Below are 20,185 nucleotides of genomic sequence, written 5' to 3'. Positions count from 1 at the left end.
CAGCCCGCCGCGTGGACGCTGACGGCCACCGGGCCGGTCACCATCAGTGGCGCCACCGGTGCGGCTGCGGTCACCAACGCATCGGTCGATGCCGGCACCTACTCCCTGTCCGAGTCCGGCGGCCCGACGGGCTATATCGCCGGCACCTATAGCTGTGTGCTCAACGGCGGCGCGGCGGCGGCTTCCAATTCGATCAGCTTGGCGGCCGGAGATGTCGCGACCTGCACCATCAACAACGACGACCAAGCCGCGACTCTGACTCTGGTCAAGAACGTCGACAACACCGCAGGCGGCACCGCGGTCGCCGCCGACTGGACCCTCAGCGCGACCGGACCCAGCACGATTTCCGGACCCGGCGGCATCGCCGCTACCGCCGTCAGTGCGGGCACCTACACGCTTTCGGAAACGACGGGACCGGCCAGCTACACCGCCGGCAATTGGAGCTGCACGGGCGGAGCCCTGGCGGCGAACCAACTGACTTTGACCAATGGGCAAACCGCCAGCTGCACCATAACCAATACGTTCCAGGCCGCGCCGTCGCTGACCCTGCTCAAGACCGCGGGTACGCCGACGGATGTCAACGGCAACGGCTTGGTCGATGCCGGCGACACCATCGCTTACAGCTTCGCCGTGTCGAACACCGGCAACGTCGTGTTGAACAACACGGTGATCAACGACAGCAAGCTGTCGGCCACGCCGATCGCGTGCACCCCGTCCAATGTTCCGGCCGGTGGCACCGCCGATTGCGGCCCGGTGACCTACACGATCACCGCCGCCGATGTCGCTGCCGGTAAGGTGGACAACAGTGCGACGGCGACCGGCACGCCGCCGGGCAGCCCGCCGGTGGACAGCCCGCCGTCGACCACGACCACGCCGACCACCGAACCGAAGCCGTCGTTGACCCTGCAGAAGACTGCGGGTGCGCCGACCGACGTCAACGGCAACGGCCTGGTCGATGCCGGCGACACCATCGCTTACAGCTTCGCGGTGTCCAACACCGGCAACGTCGTGTTGAACAACACGGTGATCAACGACAGCAAGCTGTCGTCGACGCCGATCGCCTGCACCCCGTCGAACGTTCCGGCCGGCGGCACCGCCGATTGCGGCCCGGTGACGTACACGATCACCGCTGCCGATGTGACCAACGGCAAGGTGGACAACAGCGCGACCGCGACCGGCACCCCGCCGGGCAGTCCGCCGGTGGACAGCCCGCCGTCGACCACGACCACGCCGACCACCGAACCCAAGCCGTCGCTGACCCTGCAGAAGACTGCGGGTACGCCGACGGACGTCAACGGCAACGGCCTGGTCGATGCCGGCGACACCATCGCTTATAGCTTCGCGGTGTCCAACACCGGCAACGTCGTGTTGAACAACACGGTGATCAACGACAGCAAGTTGTCGTCGACGCCGATCGCCTGTACCCCGTCCAATGTTCCGGCCGGTGGCACCGCCGATTGCGGCCCCGTGACCTACACGATCACCGCCGCCGACGTGACCAATGGGAAGGTGGACAACAGTGCGACCGCAACCGGCACGCCGCCGGGCAGCCCGCCGGTGGACAGCCCGCCGTCGACGACCAGCACGCCGACCACCGAACCCAAGCCGTCGCTGACCCTGCAGAAGACCGCGGGTACGCCGACGGACGTCAACGGCAACGGTTTGGTCGATGCCGGCGACACCATCGCCTACAGCTTCGCCGTGTCGAACACCGGCAATGTCGTGTTGAACAACACGGTGATCAACGACAGCAAGCTGTCGGCCACGCCGATCGCGTGCACCCCGTCGAACGTCCCGGCCGGTGGCACCGCCGATTGCGGCCCGGTGACGTACACCATCACTGCCGCCGATGTCGCTGCCGGTAAGGTGGACAACAGCGCGACCGCGACAGGCACCCCGCCGGGCAGCCCGCCGGTGGATAGCCCGCCGTCGACCACGACCACGCCGACCACCGAACCGAAGCCGTCGTTGACCCTGCAGAAGACTGCGGGTACGCCGACGGATGCCAACGGCAACGGTCTGGTCGATGCCGGCGACACCATCGCCTATAGCTTCGCGGTGTCCAACACCGGCAACGTCGTGTTGAACAACACGGTGATCAACGACAGCAAGCTGTCGGCCACGCCGATCGCCTGCACCCCGTCGAACGTTCCGGCCGGTGGCACCGCCGATTGCGGTCCGGTGACCTACACGATCACTGCCGCCGATGTCGCTGCCGGTAAGGTGGACAACAGCGCGACGGCGACCGGCACCCCGCCGGGCAGCCCGCCGGTGGACAGCCCGCCGTCGACCACGACCACGCCGACCACCGAACCCAAGCCGTCGCTGACCCTGCAGAAGACTGCGGGTACGCCGACCGACGTCAACGGCAACGGCCTGGTCGATGCCGGCGACACCATCGCCTACAGCTTCGCCGTGTCGAACACCGGTAACGTCGTGTTGAACAACACGGTGATCAATGACAGCAAGCTGTCGGCCACGCCGATCGCGTGCACCCCGTCGAACGTTCCGGCCGGTGGCACCGCCGATTGCGGCCCGGTGACGTACACCATCACTGCCGCCGATGTCGCTGCCGGCAAGGTGGACAACAGCGCGACCGCGACCGGCACCCCGCCGGGTAGCCCGCCGGTGGACAGCCCGCCGTCGACCACGACCACGCCGACCACGGAGCCGAAGCCGTCGTTGACCCTGCAGAAGACTGCGGGTACGCCGACGGACGTCAACGGCAACGGCCTGGTCGATGCCGGCGACACCATCGCCTACAGCTTCGCCGTGTCGAACACCGGCAATGTCGTGTTGAACAACACGGTGATCAACGACAGCAAGCTGTCGGCCACGCCGATCGCCTGTACCCCGTCCAATGTTCCGGCCGGTCAAAGTGCCAACTGCGGTCCGGTGACCTACACGATCACCGCCGCCGATGTCGCTGCCGGCAAGGTGGACAACAGTGCGACCGCGACCGGCACCCCGCCGGGCAGCCCGCCGGTGGACAGCCCGCCGTCGACCACGACCACGCCGACCACGGAGCCGAAGCCGTCGCTGACCCTGCAGAAGACTGCGGGTGCGCCGACCGACGTCAACGGCAACGGTTTGGTCGATGCCGGCGACACCATCGCCTACAGCTTCGCCGTGTCGAACACCGGCAATGTCGTGTTGAACAACACGGTGATCAACGACAGCAAGTTGTCGGTCACGCCGATCGCGTGCACGCCGTCGAACGTTCCGGCCGGTCAAAGTGCCAGCTGCGGTCCGGTGACCTACACCATCACCGCCGCCGACGTGAGCAACGGCAAGGTGGACAACAGCGCGACCGCGACCGGCACCCCGCCGGGCAGCCCGCCGATCACCAGCACGCCGTCGACCACGACCACGCCGACCACGGAGCCGGAGCCGTCTCTGACTTTGCTCAAGACCGCCGGCACCCCGACGACGAACCTGGGCGCCAACGCATCCGCGACCGACGCCGGCGACACCATCGCCTACCGCTTCGCGATCACCAACACCGGCAACGTGACGCTCACCAACGTGACGGTGACCGACGCCAAGCTGGACGCGCCGGCGGTTTGCGATGCGACCACGCTGGCGCCGAACGCGAGCACCACGTGCACCGGTACTCACACCATCACTCAGGATGAAGTGAACGCCGGCAGCGCGAACAACACCGCGACCGCCACCGGCACCCCGCCGAACCAGCCGCCGGTCACCTCGCCGCCTTCGTCCACCCAAACCCCGCTGCCGCGCAACGGCGAGCTGCGTTCGATCAAGGCGTTGACCGCCAACGCCGACGAAGACGCCAGCGGCTCGGTGACGGTCGGCGACACCCTGAGCTACACGATCACCGTCACCAACATCGGCACTATCGATCTGGGCAATGTGGTCGTGACCGACGACAAGATCGCGCCGAGCACCATCACCTGCGCGATCGTGACGCCGGGCGCGACCTGCGTGCTGACCGGTACCTACAAGGTCACCGCGGCCGACGCCAACGCCGGCACGATCCGCAACACCGCGACGGTGGTCGATACGCCGCCTCCGGGTGGCGATCCGGTGTGTCCGATCGGTTCGGCCGATCCCAAGTGCAAACCGCGCGTGGATGTGCCGGTGACGCAGCAGCCGAATCTGACCTCGGTCAAGGCGATGACCGGCAATGCCGATGAAGACGGCGACGGACGTGTGAGCGTGGGCGACACGCTGACCTACACCGTCACCGTCACCAACACCGGCAATGTCGACCTGGTCGATGTGGTCGTGAGCGACGACAAGATCTCGCCGAACACCATCGCCTGCGCCCGCGTCGCGCCGACCGGCACCTGCGTGCTGAGCGGCAAGTACAAGGTCGTCCAGGCCGATGCCGACAGTGGTTCGGTGGTCAACACCGCGACGGTGAACTCCAGCACGCCTGGCGTGTGCCCGGCCGGTTCGACCGAAGCGCGCTGCCGCCCGACCGTGGTCGTGCCGATCCAGGCGCGTCCGGCGGTGGAGATCGTCAAGGTCGCGACATTGACCTTGGATCAAGGCAAGCAGGGCGTGGGCAATGCCGGCGACGTGATCACCTACGCCGTGCGCATCACCAACACCGGCAACATCACCCTCAACGAGATGGCCACCAGCGACGTGATGGAGAACTATCCGGCCACCGCGCTGACCTGCGGCGCGACCTCGTTGGCGCCGGGAGCGAGCACGGACTGCAATCCCTACACCCACACCATCACCCGCGATGAAGCCGACATCGGCGGTACCCTGGACAACGTGGTCAAGGTGACCGCGCGCTACGGCTCCATCGGCGGCGGCACCGTCGCCGGAACGGCGACCGCGCAAGCCAGCGCGATCATGCCGGTCGAGCCCGAAGCCAGCAGCGATTTGTTCGTTACCAAGCAGGCCACTCCGCGCGACGTGAAGATCGGCGACCTGGTCCGTTACACCGTGACGATCAAGAACGTCGGTCAGACCGACACGATCGATGCGACCCTCACCGACACGCCGCCGGTCGGCTTCAGCCTGGTCGCGGGCAGCGTACAGGTGGCCGATCGCGACAGCGCCGGCCGGCAAGTGGGCAGCGATCCGGTCAAGGTCGATCAGATCGACATCAAGGCCGGCGAAAGCGCCAGCGTGATGTACCTGCTGCGAGTCGGGGCCGGCGTGCGTCCGGGTATCCACATCAACCGCGCCTACGCCGAGGACGGCGACCAGCGTTCCAACGAAGCGACCGCGGAAGTGCAGTTGATCGCCGATCCGCTGCTCGATGAGTCGTTGCTGGTGGGTACCGTGTTCGACGACCGCGACAGCGACGGCTGGCAGGATCCGGCCGACTTGACTCGAGTGCGCGTGCAAGGCGGTTTCGCGGCCGAAGCCTATGTCGCCAACTCGACCACGGTCGATCGCGGCGACGGCGCCAAGCCCGAACCCGATGCGAGCTCGCCGATGCTGCACGGCATCGACCTGGGCAAGATCGGCGCGCGTCAGTCCGAGGCCGATCCGGTCGCCGATCACCGTGTGGTGATCAGCCAGTTGTTGCGCGAACCCAAGTTCGACGACGGCTTCGCGTTGACCACGGCGCAGGGCATCACCGTGCGCATGGACGCGGCGGGCAAGACCCGCACCGAGCTCAGCGGCGACGCGGCCAAGAACCTCACCGCCGCCGATCCGAAGGTCGAACGCCAGGTCGCGCAAACCGCCGCGGGCTATCGCGTCGACTACATCGTGAGCAACCACGGCATCGACGAACGCGGCATCCCCGGCGTGCGCATCGCCTCGGTCGAAGGTCTGCTGATCGAAACCGATCAGTTCGGCCGCTATCACCTGGAGGGCGTGGCCGGCGGTCCGTGGGAACGCGGCCGCAACTTCATCCTCAAGGTCGATCCGGCCACCGTGCCGCCGGGCGCGACGTTCACCACCGACAACCCGTTGGTGCGGCGTCTGACCCCGGGCATTCCGGTCCGCTTCGATTTCGGCGTCAAGCTGCCGCCGGGCGAACTCCCCGGCAAGCGCGAGCAGGTCGAAATGCGCATCGGCGAGGTGTTGTTCGCACCGGGCAGCGCCGAGGTCACGCCGCAGTACCTGCCGGCGATCGAGGACATGGCGTCGAAGGTCGAGCAGTACGGCGGCGGCGAGATCGTGATCACCGCCAATGGCGAGAGCGAAGTGTTGGCGCTGGACCGCGCCTTCGCGGTGCGCAAGTCGCTGGAGACCCGGGTCGATCCGCAACTGTTCAAGGCGCTGCGGATCAGCGTGCGCACCGATCCGCAGGATCCGGCCACGATGGTGGTGGGTTTCGCCGAGTGGCCGTTGCTGGGCACGGTGTTGTTCGACACCGACAAGGCGACGATCAAGCCGCAGTACCTGCCGGTGATCGCCAAGATCGCCGCGGCCCTGGAGCAATTGCGCGGAACCCGCGTGATCGTCACCGGCCACACCGACCTGCGCGCTTCGGACCAGTACAACGTCGCGCTCGGCATGCGCCGCACGCGGGCGGTGTTCGAAGCGATCGTCGCCCACGCCGGTCCGGAACTGCGCAAACACCTGCGCGTCGACATCAGCAACGACCCGGCAGCCCCTGCCGATAAGCCGGGCAAGTGAGGGGGCCGCCATGAACATGAAAATGAAACTGCTCGATTACACCTTGATCTGCATCCTCAGCGGCTTGGCCAGAGTCGCCAGCGCGCAAACCGGCGCGCCGGTGCCGGCGCCGGCGGCGCAGCCGAGCGCGTCGCCCGCCGGACCGCGGGCCGGAGCCGAGGTCAACTGCGATGCCTCCGGTTGCGGGAGCGACCAAGGTGTGTTGTTCGAACTGCGTACGCGCGGCGAACGCCAGCCGATCACGCACGGCAACAGCGAGCGTTCTTCGTCGCAGATCCTGCAGCCCGATCGGCGGGTGACCGTCGAGGCCGAGGACGTCCGCTCGGAATGGCGAAACAAGCCGATTCCGGGCAAGGCGGTGGTGGTCGGGAAGTGGTCGATGCAACTGCCCGGCGGCGGGGTGATCTGGGCCACCGAGGACCCCGATCTCGGCCGTCCGGAAATGACCGTGTCGGCGCCTTCGCTGGTCGCCTTCAATGGCGGCAAGATCGCCAAGCCGGTGCGTTTCTACGCGTACAACAACTACGCCGCGTTCATCAAACGCGCGGAGGTGTCGATCTATCGCGCCACCGACACCGATCTGGTCCAGCCGATCGCGACGGTGCCGATGCCGCTGGCGGCGGTCGCCGACGTCGAATGGGACGGCGCGGTGCCGGCCGGAATCGAGTTGCGCGCATCCGATGAGTTGATCTACATCGTGCGCGCCTACGGCGAGGACGGCAGCTTCGACGAAACCTTCCCGCGCCGGATCCAGTTGGTCCGGCCGGAGGAAGCCGAGCGCGGCGCGCAGATCCTGCGCGACGCCGCGCAGAAGCAATTCGGCGCGGCGCTGAGCTTGCAGGAGGCAGAACAACGCAGCCAGGTCGAGAGCATCTTCGGCCAGGACAACCTGCGCCAGCAGAACATCCCGATCTACGGCTCGCGCGTGCGTCTGCAGGGGCGCAACATTCCCGACGGCGCCACGATCCGGATCAACGGCCGCATGCACCCGGTCGATCTGGAGCGCAAGCTGGTCGCCGAGTATCTGGTGCCGGTAGGCAAGCACCGTTTCGACATCGAGGTCGGGCGCAAGAATGAGCCGGCGTTGCAGCACGCGATCGATGTCGACGTCACCGGGCGCTATCTGTTCGCGGTCGCCATGGCCGATGTCACCGTCTCGGGCAACAGCGCGTCCGGTTCGGTCGAGCCGGTGGTGCGCGAGGATCGCTACGACGACAACTTCCTGATCGATGGCCGTCTGGCGTTCTATCTGAAGGGGAAAATCCAGGGCAAGTATCTGGTTACCGCCCAGGCCGACACCCAGGAACGCGAAATCAGCGAGCTGTTCAACGGCTTCTGGGACGCCGATCCGCAAGACGTGTTCCGCCGTCTGGACCCGGACCAGTATTACCCGGTGTACGGCGACGACTCGACGACTTACCGCGATGTCGACACCATGGGCCGGCTGTACCTGCGCGTGGACTGGGACAAGAACCAGGCGCTGTGGGGCAATTTCAATACCGGCATCACCGGCACCGAGTACGCGCAGTACAACCGCTCGCTGTACGGCGGCGCCTTCGACTGGCGCAGCCGCCGCACCACCGCCATCGGCGATCCGGGCACGGCCTTGCGCGTGTTCGGCTCGCAAGCGCAAACCGCGCCCGGCCACACCGAATTGATCGGCACCGGCGGCCGTTTGTACTACCTCAAGCACGGCGACGTGCTGCCCGGCTCGGAGAAGCTGGTGGTCGAAGTGCGCGATCCGACCACCGGCCGGGTCGAGAAGCGGGTCGATCTGGTGCGCGGCGCCGATTATGAAATCGATGAGCTGCAGGGCCGCATCCTGCTCGAAAAGCCGCTGTCGCAGGTGTCGCAGCAAGGCCTGAGGACCTTGACCCACGACACCCCGCTGGACGGTTATCAGCAAGTGCTGCTGGCCGACTATGAGTACGTGCCCGACGGTTTCGACGCCGACGATATCTCCGCCGGGTTCCGCGGCAAGAACTGGTTCGGCGATCACTTCGCGGTGGGCGGCACCTACATCGACGAAAAACGTTCGGGCGAGGACTACAGCCTCAAGGGCGCGGACGTCACCTTGCAGGCCGGTCGCGGCACCTTCCTCAAGCTGGAGCAATCGCGGACCCGGGCGACCAGCGCGCCGGTGTTCTTCTCCGACAACGGCGGCCTGAGTTTCACCGAGCTCAACTCCGGCCTGACCGATCGCGAAGGCAAGGCGCGTTCGCTCGAAGCCAGGGCCAACCTGCGCGAGCTGGGCTGGACCCAGCAGGATTGGAGTGCGGGCGCATGGTGGCGCAAGGTCGACGCCGGTTATTCGATTTCGCGCTACGACGCCGGCTTGCCGATCCAGGAACGCGGTTTCGAATTCTTCGGCGAACTCACCCCGGCGGTGCGTCTGTTCGGCCGCTACAGCGTGGCCGAGCGCGGCGAGGAATCGCTGACCCAGGCCCAGCTCACCGGCGAGTGGCGTCTGAACGACGATGTCACCGTCAGTGCGGAACTGCGACGGGTGCAGGAGCGACGCTTCAGCGGCAGCGCCAACGGCGTGCTGGCGGCGGTCGAGTATCGCCAGCAAGTCGGCACGCAGTGGGAACTGTTCGGCACCGCTCAGGCCACCGTCGACGACGACGGCGGCAAGTACGCCGACAACGACGCGCTGAGCCTGGGCGCGAAGTACTTGTTCGGCGAGTTGTCCAGCGTCGGCGCCGAGCTCACCAGCGGCGACCGCGGCGACGCGGCCAAGCTCAACGCCGAGTACCGGCTGGCGCCCGATCACAGCTTGTACGGCACCTACACCTATTCCACCGACAGCACCGAGCACGATCCCTTGTTCAACGACCGGATCAACACCGGCTGGACCCTGGGCCAGCGTTGGCGTTTGTCCAATCAGGTCAATCTTTTCAACGAAAGCCAGTTCCTCAAGGCGCCCAACGAGTCCGGCCTGGCGCATACCTACGGCATGGATTTCTATCCGGGCGAAGGCTGGAACCTGGGCTTCACCTTGCAGGAGGCGAGTCTGGACCGCAGCGAGGAGTTGGGACAGGTGGACCGGCGTGCGATCAGCCTCAGCGGCGGCCGCAACTCGGTCGATACGCAGTGGTCGAGCAAACTGGAGTGGCGCCGCGACACCGGCGCGGAGCGGCGCGAGCAATGGACCTCGAGCAACCGCCTCATGCACAAACTCAACGACAGTTTCCGCATCGCCGGCCGATTGAACTACTCGCAGACCCACGACCGGATCGACCGCGGTGCCGGCGCCAAGTTCGTCGAAGGCAACATCGGCTTCGCCTGGCGCCCGTACAACGACACCCGCTGGGCCTTGCTCGGCAAATACACCTACTTATACGACTTGTCGGCGCTGCAGCAGACCGGCCCCAACATCGCCAACTACGACCAGCGCAGCCAGGTGCTGTCGTTCGAAGGCATCTACCACCCGAACCACCGCTGGGAGTTCGCCGGCAAGCTGGCGCGAAGGGTCGGCGAAGTGCGTTTTGGCCGGATGCAGGGCGAGTGGGCGGATTCGTCGACCACCTTCGTCGCGGCGCAAGCCCGCTATGAGTTCAAGCAAGTCTGGCACGGTCTGGCCGAATACCGCTGGCTGGATGTCCGCGATGGCGGCAGCAAGCGCGGCTTCCTGGTCGGCGTCGATCGCGATATCGGCAAGAACTTCCGCGTGGGCGTGGGCTACAACTTCACCGACTTCAGCGACGACCTGACCAATTTCGACTACGACCACCGCGGCTGGTTCCTGAACATGGTGGGCAGTTACTGATGTGTTTGTGCATGTCCGCGAATGCGGCCTCGTTGCGATATCTAGGATAACCGGATGCGTGATCAGTGCCTGAACTCGGCTCCGGTGAAACGCGAAGGCGCAGATTTTCAATGGAAATCATGCAAAGGAGGGCATAACCGCCGCCTACGGGCACCGGGTTTTGGATCGGGTTTCGCATCGGGCCGGAGTCGTCGGCCAGCTTGTTCGAACTATTCAGTCAACACACGAGGTGTAAGGTGAAAGAAACCAGACGTCGTATGACGCTCAATCTGGCCGGAAGCGAAATGCAGTTTCTTGAGGAACTGTGCGTGCGCAAAGGCGTCAGCAAGACCGCCGCCATCCGTCAGGCGCTGCGGTTGTATCAGGTGGTCGAAGATCGCGCCGACAAGGGCAAGAAGATGTTCTTCGTCGACAACAGCACCAAGGAGCGATCGGAATTGATGTTGCTCTGACCGCCAGTGCCGTTCCGCCGCATTCCGGAAGGTGCGGTGGAGGGCCTTGGCCGATCCCCGCGCCGCGCCATGCGGTGGCGGTGGATGAGTTCAACGGCAGGCGCACGATCGGCTGGTTCGGATCGACGCGGATCTTCATCGATGCACGTGCTCGAATGAGGTGGCGACGATCGCTGGGAAGGACGGCCCTTCGATAGGGGGCGGCGCCGTTCATGTCGTGAGCCGCTGCGCGAAGCACAGATTCGGCCGTACTTGTGGCCGATGCTCGCGGCGGTATCGCGATATTCAGATGACCCGAATCCAGGCCGCCGGTATCGATGCGCGCGGCCGTGGAAGATTGAGCCGAGGCCGGCTGGCATGGTCGCGGCGCTTGCGGCGATGGTTGTCGATGCTGTCAGAACGTGTGGCGGCTCATGAGGCCGGCCCGCACCGCTGGCGCCAGCCGCAAAACGGGGCCGACGACGTCCGGTGTGGGGCCGCTGTCGCACCCGCCGTCCTGAACGCGCGCGTCAACGAAAGAACTCGCGCAGCACCGCTCCGGCGTCGTGCAGGTTCGAGGCGGCCTCGGCCGGCGGCGACAACAACCCGAAGCTGCATTGCGGCAAGGACGGCAGCCGCGCCGAGCGCGCGATCGCCAGCCCGGGCCCGAGCGCCGAGGCATTGAGACAACCCAAGCCCAACCCGGCGCGCAATGCCGCTTGTACGCCGGCGACGCCGCTTGCGGTGTGGGCGATGCGATAACCGGTGCGCTGCCGCTGCAGGTTGCGCACGGCGGTCTGGTGCAGGCCGCAGCTGGGCGGCAGCAACACCAGCGGCAGCTCGGATTCGCGTCGCAGGTCCAGGCCCGGCGCCGCGACCCAGGCCAGCGGCTCCTGCCGCAACAGCGTGGCCGATGAGGCCGCGGCGCGGCCGCGGCGGGGCTGGGCGATTTCCATCGTCACCGCCAGGTCGTAGTGGCCGTCGGCGTGGCCTTGCGCCAGCGCGGCGCTTTGGCCCACGTCCACCTGCAGGCGCAGGTGCGGGCAGTGCCGGCCCAGGTGGGCCAGCAGTTCGGCGATTTCGTCGGGACGGAAGTAGTCGCTGACGGCCAGGCGCACGTCGGCGCGCAAGGGTTCGTTGCGCACGTCGTGCAGGGCCAGCTCGCCCAGGGCCAGCAGGTGCCGGGCGTGCCCGATCAGGCGCTCGCCGGCCGGCGTGGGCGACACGCCGTTGCGCGAACGCAGCAGCAGGGCGGTGCCGGCGGCGGCTTCGAGCTTCTGGATTTGTTCGCTGATCGCCGATTGCGAGCGGAACACCCGGCCGGCGCCGCCGGAAATGCTGCCGGCCTCGGCGACGGCGACGAACGCGCGGAGTTGTTCGAAATCCAGACTGCGCATCGCAGCCCTCCTTGATATCGGATAAACCGATGGATGGGGTCTGATCTTCCCGCTATTCCGATGGTTCCGGCAAGTCTAATCTGAACCTGCATCCCCGAGCCGAGTCATGCCGGCCCGCCCAGAGCCCGCCACCATGCCGCACCTGAACCTGCAACTGTCCGGAACCCCCGATGCCGACCTGAGCCGCCGCGCCACCGCCTTGATCGCCGATCTGACCGTGGAGGTGCTGGGCAAGCCGCGCGAGCTGATCGCCATCGCCGTCCATTACGTCGACCGCGCGCATTGGTTCATCGACGGCCGCTCGATGGAGGAGTGGGGGCGCAATGCTTACCACCTGGACATCAGCATCACCGATGAGACCAACACCAAGGGGGAAAAGGCCCGCTACCTGGAGCAAGTGCACGCGCGCTTGTCGGAGCTGATCGGCAACGTCCACGACACCTCCTACATCCACATCATCGACGCGCGGGCCGCCGCTTACGGCTATGGCGGTTCGAGCCAGGAGCGGCGGTATCAGCTGGCGCAGTTGCGGGCTGAGCCCTGAGCCCGGTCTCCCGACGCCGCCACTCCCACGCCGTCATTCCGGCGGAAGCCGGAATCCATTTTGCTGTTGCTGTGCGGCGCGATGCGGGAATAGCGCAGAAGCAAAATCAAAATGGATTCCGGCTTCCGCCGGAATGACGGTGAGGGGAGAACGACGGTGAGGGCGAGGGGGCGTAAGCCGCAAGCCGCAAGGCGGTCGATTCGATCGCTGAAGACCCAATAAGGACCAGAACGGCTCTCAACATTCGCCGCCCGCCGTTTGCCCCGCGCCGCTACGCGCCCCTTCCGCTTTTCCGCCCGCCCGCCTAATGTGTGCGCTCCGGGCATCGCGCGTTTCGCGCACGCCCACGCACCGCGCCAGACCGCCATCGTGTTGAGGACCGTCGCCGCCACCCGTTATGTCACGCCGCTGCGCGAAGGCGGCTCGTTGCCGGCTGTGGTCGAGGCCGACGACGAAGGGCTGTACGTGATGAAGTTCCGCGGCGCCGGCCAAGGGCGCAAGGCGCTGATCGCCGAGATCGTCGCCGGCGAACTGGCGCGCGAGCTGCAGTTGCCGATCCCGGAAATCGTGCTGGTCGAGCTCGACGCCGACATGGCGCGGACCGAGCCGGATCCGGAAATCCAGCATCTGATCCGCGCCAGCGCCGGGCTGAATCTGGCGCTGGATTATCTGCCCGGTTCGGTCAACTACGATCCGCTGGTCGACCGCCCGGACCCGGAACTGGCTTCGCGCATCGTCTGGTTCGACGCCTTCGTCGCCAATGTCGACCGCACCGCGCGCAACACCAATATGCTGTTGTGGCATCGGCGCCTGAACCTGATCGATCACGGCGCGGCCTTGTATTTCCACCACGACTGGGCCAACGCCGCCAATGCCGCGTCGGGCCGGTTCGCGCCGATCAAGGATCACGTGCTGCTGCCGCTGGCCAGCGAGATCGCGCGGATCGACGCGGACATGGCCGGGCGCATCGCGCCGGAACTGGTCGACTCGATCGTGCGACTGCTGCCCGAATCGTGGCTGGCCGACGAGCCCGGTTTCGCCGACGCCGAGCAACACCGTCGCGCCTACGCCGACTATCTCAACCGCCGCGTGCAATCGCCGCGCGCGTTCGTCGAGGAGGCGATCCATGCCCGCTCGCTCCAGCTATGACTATGCGGTGATCCGCGTGGTGCCGCGGGTCGAGCGCGAGGAATTCGTCAACGTCGGCGTGCTGGTGTCGTGCCCGCAGGCCGGGCTGTTGGTCGCCGGGATCGAACTGGATCCGGGCCGTCTGCGCGCGCTCGACCCCAGCGTCGACGTCGAGGCGGTGCGCTTGCATCTGCAGGCGATCGAGCGGATCTGCCAGGGCGGCCGCGATGCCGGACCGATCGGTCAGTTGCCGGCGCGGGCGCGCTTCCATTGGCTGACGGCCAAGCGCAGCTCGATCATCCAGATGTCGCCGGTGCACACCGGACGCTGTCTGCAGCCGCAGGACATCGCCGAGCATCTGCTGGAGCGGATGGTGCGCGTGCCCAAGCCGGGCTGAGCGCGGCCGTCGGCGGACTCGGACAGGCCTTGGCGCGAGCCGGCCGCGGCCCCATGTCGGGCAAGTACGCGGCATCCCGCCGCGACGGCGGCTGTGCGCATCGAGCGAGGCGAGCATGACGGAGCAGACACTGGGCCCATTGGACGACCCGCGCGACGCGGCCGATCTCAAGCGCGCGGTCGCGTTGCTGGAAACGCCGTCGATCACCGCGCGCATGGCCGCGCTGGCCGGCGCGCCGATCGAATTCGGCATGTCCAAGCTGCCCAAGTTCGCCCACAGCCGGATTCAGAAAACCGTGCACTCGGCTTTGCACAAGGCCGCGTCGGCGGCGCTGTGGACGGTCAAGGACGTGCCCAGCAAGGGGCCCTCGACCAAGACCCACAAACTGGCGGCGGCGGTGTCCGGCGCGGCCGGCGGTTTGTTCGGCGTGGCCGGATTGGCGGTGGAGCTGCCGGTGACCACGGTGATCATGATGCGCTCGGTCGCCGACATCGCCCGCAGCGAAGGGTTTTCGGTGTCCGATCCGTGGGTGCAGGCGGCCTGCGTGGAGGTGTTCGCCTTCGGCGGCAACAGCAAGGACGACGACGCGTCCGAATCGGGGTATTACGCCTCGCGCGGGGTGCTGTCGGAGCTGACCAAGAACGCGACCAAGGAATTGGTGCACATGGCCGGCCATCGCGGCGCGCATCATGTCACTCACGCCTACGCGAAGAAACAGGCCGCGTCGTTTTTGGCCAAGCTGATCGATGCGGTGGCCACGCGTTTCGGCGTGATCATCACCGAGAAGACCGCGGCGCAGATCGTGCCGGTGCTCGGCGCGGCGACCGCGGCGACGATGAATGTGCTGTTCACCAATCACTATCAGGACATGGCGCGCGGGCATTTCATCGTCAAGCGGTTGGAGCTGAAGTACGGGGCGGCGGCGGTGGAAGAGGCGTATCGGGCGGTTCGGATGGGTGAGGCGGTGGCGTTGACGCACGAAGGTTGATGGGGGCGGGTGCGGGCGGGCCGATGGCTCTTGGTTAACAAGCGCAGAGCAACGTCAAAATGGATTCCGGCTTTCGCCGGAATGACGGGTGGTGGTTGCGCGGCTATGGGCGGCGGCGTTACAGCGTGCCGCGCAACGCGAGCGTGGTGCGCGTGCCGCGTTCGGCCTGATCGAAGCGCAGGGTCCAGCCCAGGTGTTCGCACAGGCGCGAGATCAAGTCCAGGCCGATGCCGCCGCCCTCGCGGCCGCCGCGGGCGATGCGGGTGTAGAGCGCGCTGATTTCTTCCGGGGTCATGCCGTGGCCGGGGTCTTCGATGACCACGGTAGCGTCGTCGCGCAGTTGGATCGTTACCTCGCCGCGGTCGCTGTTCTCGATGGCGTTGCGCAGCAGGTTGCCGATGGCGACCTGCACGATCGGCAACGGCGCGACGATCTCGCAGTGCGGCATCGGCGCCAGCGACAAGGTCAGGTCCTTGTCGCGGGTCAGGTGGCGGTGGTCTTCGACGATCTCCGGCAGCAACTGGTCCAGGGCGACGCGGTCGGCGTTGGCGGTCAGGCGTTTGGGGTCCTTGGCCAGCACCAGCAGCAGCGAGATCAGTTGCTCGACGTCGCGGGCGGTGCGGTGGATGCGGTTGAGCTGATGGCGGGTGCTCGGGGCCAGGTCGTTCTGGTCCAGGGCGATTTCGGTCGCGCCGGCGATCACCGCGATCGGCGTGCGCAGCTCGTGGCTGGCGCTGTCGATGAAGGCGCGTTCGCGTTCGACGAAACGGTCGTTGCGTTCGACGTAGTCGTTGACCGCTTCGGCGATCACCACCAGTTCCGAACTCGCCGCTTCCGGCACCTCGACCCGCTGCCCGGCGCGATGCGGCTGCAGGTTGCCGATGCGTTGGGCCATGTTGCTGAGCGGGCGCACCAGCCGGTGCACGCCCCAGCCGATCACCGCGCACAACAGCAGCAAGGTGGTGATGGCCGAGCCGGCGATGGTCAGGGCCAGATCGAACTCGCGATGTTCCATGTCGTCGATGTTCAGGGACAAGGTGAGCCGGCGGCCGTCGATGTCGCGCACCAGCATCACGTACTCGACGCCGTGATAGACCACTTCGTCGTGCACGCCGGGCCCGAGCGTGGCCAGTTCGCGCGGCGGCGGGCGGGTGGCGCTGTCGTACAGGCTCAGGATGTTGGTGTCGATCCAGCGGTAGTCCGGATCGATCCGGCTGCGCTCGATGAAATGGTCGAGCTCGGTGTTCATCAACGAAGTCCACACCAGATGCTCGGCGTGTTCGTTGACGAAGAAGCCTTGCACCACCACCGCGATCGACAGCAGCGTGGTGTAGCCGAACAAGCCCAGCATGATCCGTTGGCGCAGGCTGGAGCGGCGCCGCGGTTTGGTGGCGGCGGGCGGGTCAGCCGGTGCGGTCATCGTGGCCGTCGTGTTCTGCCGCGTGCGCCGCTTCGGCCGGCGCGGCCAGGCGATACCCGACCCGCGGCAAGGTCTGGATCAGCTTGAGCGGGAACGGCCCGTCGACCACCCGCCGCAGTTCGTAGATATGCGAGCGCAGCATGTCGCCGTCGGGCGGGCTGTCGCCCCACAGCGAATGCTCCAGGCGGTCGCGGGTGACCGCGCCGGGGCTGGACTGCAGCAGCACTTCCAGCAATTTGCGGCAGGCCGGGTACAGGTGCAGCGGGCGGCCGCCGCGGCTGACTTCCAGGGTGGTCAGGTCGAGTTTGAGATCGGCCACCTGCAGCACCCGGTTGCGGCCGCGGCCGGCGGCGCGCGCGGTCAGCGCTTCCAGCCGCACTTCCAGTTCGGGCAGGGCGAAGGGCTTGGTCAGGTAATCGTCGGCGCCGGCGCGGAAGCCGGCGATCTTGTCGGGCAATTCGTCGCGTGCGGTCAGCATCAGCACCGGCACGTTGGAGCCGGCTTCCTCGCGCAGGCTGCGCAGCACTTCGCGGCCGTCCAGGCGCGGCAGCATCCAGTCCAGCACGATCGCGTCGTAATGCTGGGTGACCGCCAGATGCAGGCCGGTCGGACCGTCGGGCGCGGCGTCGAGGGTGTGGCCGCGCGCTTCGAAGTAATCGAAGAGGTTGGCGACCAGATTGCGGTTGTCTTCGACCACCAACAGGCGCATGCGCCGAATTCTCCTGCCGCCGGGTGCGGCCATGGCGATATTGCCCCAAGCCGGGGCACTGCGTCGCAAATCGGGTCGCCGCCGTGCCCCTGGGGCCGCGCAGTGTCGCCGGCCCGTGTCGGAAATTTGTAGGAATCGCCTGGCCGCATTGGGCGTTTGGCGGTTGTGGCCGCGGGCCCGGGGCGCCGTGGCTGAACGCGCGCGGTCGCTTAACGCGGCCTCAACTTAGTTCCGACCGGTCTCCGACAACGCCGCTTCGATCATCGCCACGGCCCGGAATCCTCCCCCTTCGGGCTGCTCGCCCACGGCGAGGCCCGTTGCCGAATGAGTCCCGTCGATGAGTTTGTTTCCCGCGTCCCGGTCCAAGCCTGGGGCCAGGCAGATCCAGGCCATACCCGCCCATCCCCGATCCGGGGCGGGGCAGGCGTCGGCGCGCGACTTCCTCCGCGCGCATGCGCTGTGGCCGCTGCTGGCGTTGGTGGTGCTGAGCGCGGTGTGTCTGGGACTGGGCGGCGATTTCTGGTTGGCCGATCGTTGGTATGCGCTGCAAGGCGGGCATTGGGCCTGGCAGGACGCGTTCGTGACCGAACGGCTGATCCATCGCTTCGGCCGCGATGCCAGCACCGCGGCGTGGCTGGGCGTGTTCGCGTTCTGGATTTTCGCGCGGTCGCGGGCTTCGCTGGCGGCGTGGCGGCGGCCGTTGGCGTACCTGCTGCTGGCGACGCTGATCGCGGTGTCGCTGGTGTCGGGGCTGAAGTCGCTGACCAACATGGATTGCCCGTGGGACCTGAGCCGTTACGGCGGCGCCAACGCTTACTTCGGTTTGTTCGATGCGCGTCCGGCGGGACTGGATCGCGGCCAGTGTTTCCCGGCCGGGCATGCCAGCGCGGGTTATAGCTGGGTGGCGTTGTACTTCTTCTTCTTGTGGGTGCAGCCGCGCCTGCGCTGGGTCGGATTGGCGATCGGCCTGGGGCTGGGCGCGCTGTTCGGCTTTTCCCAGCAACTGCGCGGCGCCCATTTCGTCTCCCACGATGTGTGGACGCTGGCGATCGCCTGGTTCGTCGCGCTGGCCTTGTACCTGAGCATGGCCCGGCGCCCGGCCTCCGCGCAGGCGCCGGCGGCGTTGCCGCTGTTGCGGAGCCTGGGCCGATGAACGTCGTCGCCCGTCCGCAACTGCGTTGGCCGGCCTGGTTCGCCTATCGGCCGCAGGCCAGCGTGGAAACGCTGATCCTGTTGGCCAGCGTGTTCTTCGCCGCGTTCGCCAACAACGCGTTCTGGCGCGCGGTGTCCGCCGCCGGCGCGATCGGCACCGCGCACGGCGCCTGGGTCGCGGTCTGCATGTTCGTAGCGTTGGTGGCGATCACCGCGCTGTTGCTGGGCGTGCTGCTCAACCGTTGGACGGTCAAGCCGCTGCTGACGGTGCTGCTGCTGGTCACCGCGGCGGCGGCCCACTTCATGAGTCAGTACGGCGTCTACCTGGACACCGGAATGATCCGCAACGTGCTGCAGTCCGACGGCAAGGAATCGGGCGAACTGCTCAGCGTCGGGTTGTTGTTGCCGGTGGTGCTGTTCGGCATCTTGCCGGCGCTGCTGCTATGGCGGGTCAAGCTGGTGCTGCGGCCGCTGGGGCGCGCGTTGCTGATCCGGGCGGGCTTGCTGCTGGGCTCGTTGTTGATCGCGGGCCTGGCGATCCTCGGCTCGTTCCAGGACATCTCGGCGCTGATGCGCAACCACAAGGAAATCCGTCACCTGGCGACGCCGGCGAACTATCTGGTGTCTTTGGCCCGGGTGGCGCTGGACGACTCGGCCTCGCGCGTGCGCGGACGCGCGCCGATCGGCACCGACGCGCGCATGGCCGCGCGTCCGGCCGCGAGCAAGCCGCGGCTGTTGGTGATCGTGGTCGGCGAGACCGTGCGCGCGCAGAACTGGGGCTTGAACGGTTACCAGCGCCAGACCACGCCCGAGCTGGCGCGGATCGCGCCGATCAATTTCCCCGACACCACCGCCTGCGGCAGCAGCACCGAAGTCTCGGTGCCGTGCATGTTCTCGCCGTACGGGCGCGAGAACTACGACAAGGACAAGATCCAGGGCTCGGAGTCGCTGCTCAACGTGCTGGAATACGCCGGCATTCAAACCTTGTGGCGCGACAACCAGACCGGCTGCAAGAACGTGTGCAAGGGCCTGCCGTTCGAGTCGTTCGAACACGACACCGATCCGGCCTTCTGCGACGCCGAGCGCTGCTTCGACGAAGTGATGCTGCGCGGCCTGCGCGAGCGCATCGACGCCAAGCCCGGCGACGCGGTGGTGGTGCTGCATCAACTGGGCAACCACGGCCCGAGCTATTTCCGCCGCTATCCCCAGCGCCTGCGCCGCTACACCCCGACCTGCGACACCAACGAGCTGGGCCGCTGCAGCCGCGAGGAAATCGTCAACGCCTACGACAACGCGATCCTGGCCACCGACGAATTCCTCGCCCGTACGATCCGTTATCTGGCCCAGGACAGCTCGCGCGATACCGCGATGATCTACCTGTCCGATCACGGCGAATCCTTGGGCGAGAACGGCTTGTACCTGCACGGCGTGCCGTACGCGATCGCGCCCAAAACCCAGACCAAGGTGCCGATGGTGATGTGGTTCTCGCCCGGTTTCAGTTCGGCGCGCGGCTTGGACACCCAGTGCCTGCGCAACGAATCGGCGCGGCCGGCCAGTCAGGACAACCTGTTCCACTCGGTGCTGGGATTGATGCAGGTGGAGACCAGCGTGTACCAAAAGCGCCTGGACCTGTTCGCGCCGTGCACGCGCGGAGCAACGGCGAACGGCTGAGGC

The 20,185-nt window shown here is 67.1% G+C and carries 12 protein-coding genes; 9 read left to right on the top strand and 3 right to left on the bottom strand.

Features of this window, described 5'->3' with window-relative positions; genetic code table 11:
* The 3 genes from V7787_RS32850 to V7787_RS32840 all read left to right on the top strand — a co-directional run.
* A partial coding sequence (locus V7787_RS32850) for a DUF7507 domain-containing protein (protein WP_336091586.1) occupies window positions 1-6,576 on the top strand: 6,576 nt, incomplete at its 5' end.
* A gap of 10 nt (window positions 6,577-6,586) precedes the next feature.
* Complete coding sequence (locus tag V7787_RS32845) at window positions 6,587-10,345, top strand: hypothetical protein (RefSeq protein ID WP_336091585.1); 3,759 nt, start codon at window positions 6,587-6,589, stop codon at window positions 10,343-10,345.
* Between the two features lie 236 nt (window positions 10,346-10,581).
* A complete protein-coding gene (locus tag V7787_RS32840) occupies window positions 10,582-10,797 on the top strand; it encodes a transcriptional regulator (RefSeq protein WP_036110112.1) in 216 nt (71 codons plus the stop codon).
* Window positions 10,798-11,306: 509 nt separating this feature from the next.
* Here the strand turns inward: V7787_RS32840 and V7787_RS32835 are convergent.
* Complete coding sequence (locus V7787_RS32835) at window positions 11,307-12,173, bottom strand: LysR family transcriptional regulator (protein WP_336091582.1); 867 nt, start codon at window positions 12,171-12,173, stop codon at window positions 11,307-11,309.
* Between the two features lie 106 nt (window positions 12,174-12,279).
* On the opposite strand from V7787_RS32835, the gene V7787_RS32830 reads away from it, so the two are divergent.
* The 4 genes from V7787_RS32830 (at window position 12,280) to V7787_RS32815 (ending at window position 15,230) form a co-directional block, all read left to right on the top strand.
* Entirely contained in the window at window positions 12,280-12,717 is a 438-nt protein-coding gene (locus tag V7787_RS32830; RefSeq protein WP_336091580.1) for a tautomerase family protein, read from the top strand.
* Window positions 12,718-13,086: 369 nt separating this feature from the next.
* A complete protein-coding gene (locus V7787_RS32825) occupies window positions 13,087-13,866 on the top strand; it encodes a HipA family kinase (protein WP_336091577.1) in 780 nt (259 codons plus the stop codon).
* Window positions 13,844-14,242 (top strand): DUF3037 domain-containing protein, encoded by a 399-nt coding sequence (locus tag V7787_RS32820; protein ID WP_336091575.1) that lies wholly within the window; start codon window positions 13,844-13,846, stop codon window positions 14,240-14,242. Before V7787_RS32825 ends, V7787_RS32820 begins: the two co-directional genes overlap by 23 nt.
* Before the next feature lie 115 nt (window positions 14,243-14,357).
* A complete protein-coding gene (locus tag V7787_RS32815) occupies window positions 14,358-15,230 on the top strand; it encodes an EcsC family protein (protein ID WP_336091574.1) in 873 nt (290 codons plus the stop codon).
* Between the two features lie 118 nt (window positions 15,231-15,348).
* Here V7787_RS32815 and V7787_RS32810 read toward each other — a convergent pair whose 3' ends face one another.
* Window positions 15,349-16,650, bottom strand: coding sequence for a sensor histidine kinase (locus tag V7787_RS32810; protein ID WP_336091573.1), 1,302 nt, complete (start codon window positions 16,648-16,650; stop codon window positions 15,349-15,351).
* Window positions 16,634-17,359 carry a response regulator transcription factor gene (locus tag V7787_RS32805; RefSeq protein ID WP_336091571.1) on the bottom strand — a complete coding sequence of 242 codons (726 nt, stop codon included), beginning with the start codon at window positions 17,357-17,359 and terminating at the stop codon, window positions 16,634-16,636. Before V7787_RS32805 ends, V7787_RS32810 begins: the two co-directional genes overlap by 17 nt.
* 337 nt (window positions 17,360-17,696) lie before the next feature.
* On the opposite strand from V7787_RS32805, the gene V7787_RS32800 reads away from it, so the two are divergent.
* Entirely contained in the window at window positions 17,697-18,512 is an 816-nt protein-coding gene (locus tag V7787_RS32800; protein WP_336091569.1) for a phosphatase PAP2 family protein, read from the top strand.
* Window positions 18,509-20,182, top strand: a complete 1,674-nt coding sequence (locus V7787_RS32795; protein WP_336091568.1) for a phosphoethanolamine transferase — start codon at window positions 18,509-18,511, stop codon at window positions 20,180-20,182. The genes V7787_RS32800 and V7787_RS32795 overlap by 4 nt, the downstream gene beginning before the upstream one ends.
* Window positions 20,183-20,185 lie beyond the last annotated feature (3 nt).

It is taken from the genome of Pseudomonas sp. CGJS7, from assembly GCF_036961695.1.
This window is presented reverse-complemented; position numbering and strand designations above follow the sequence as displayed.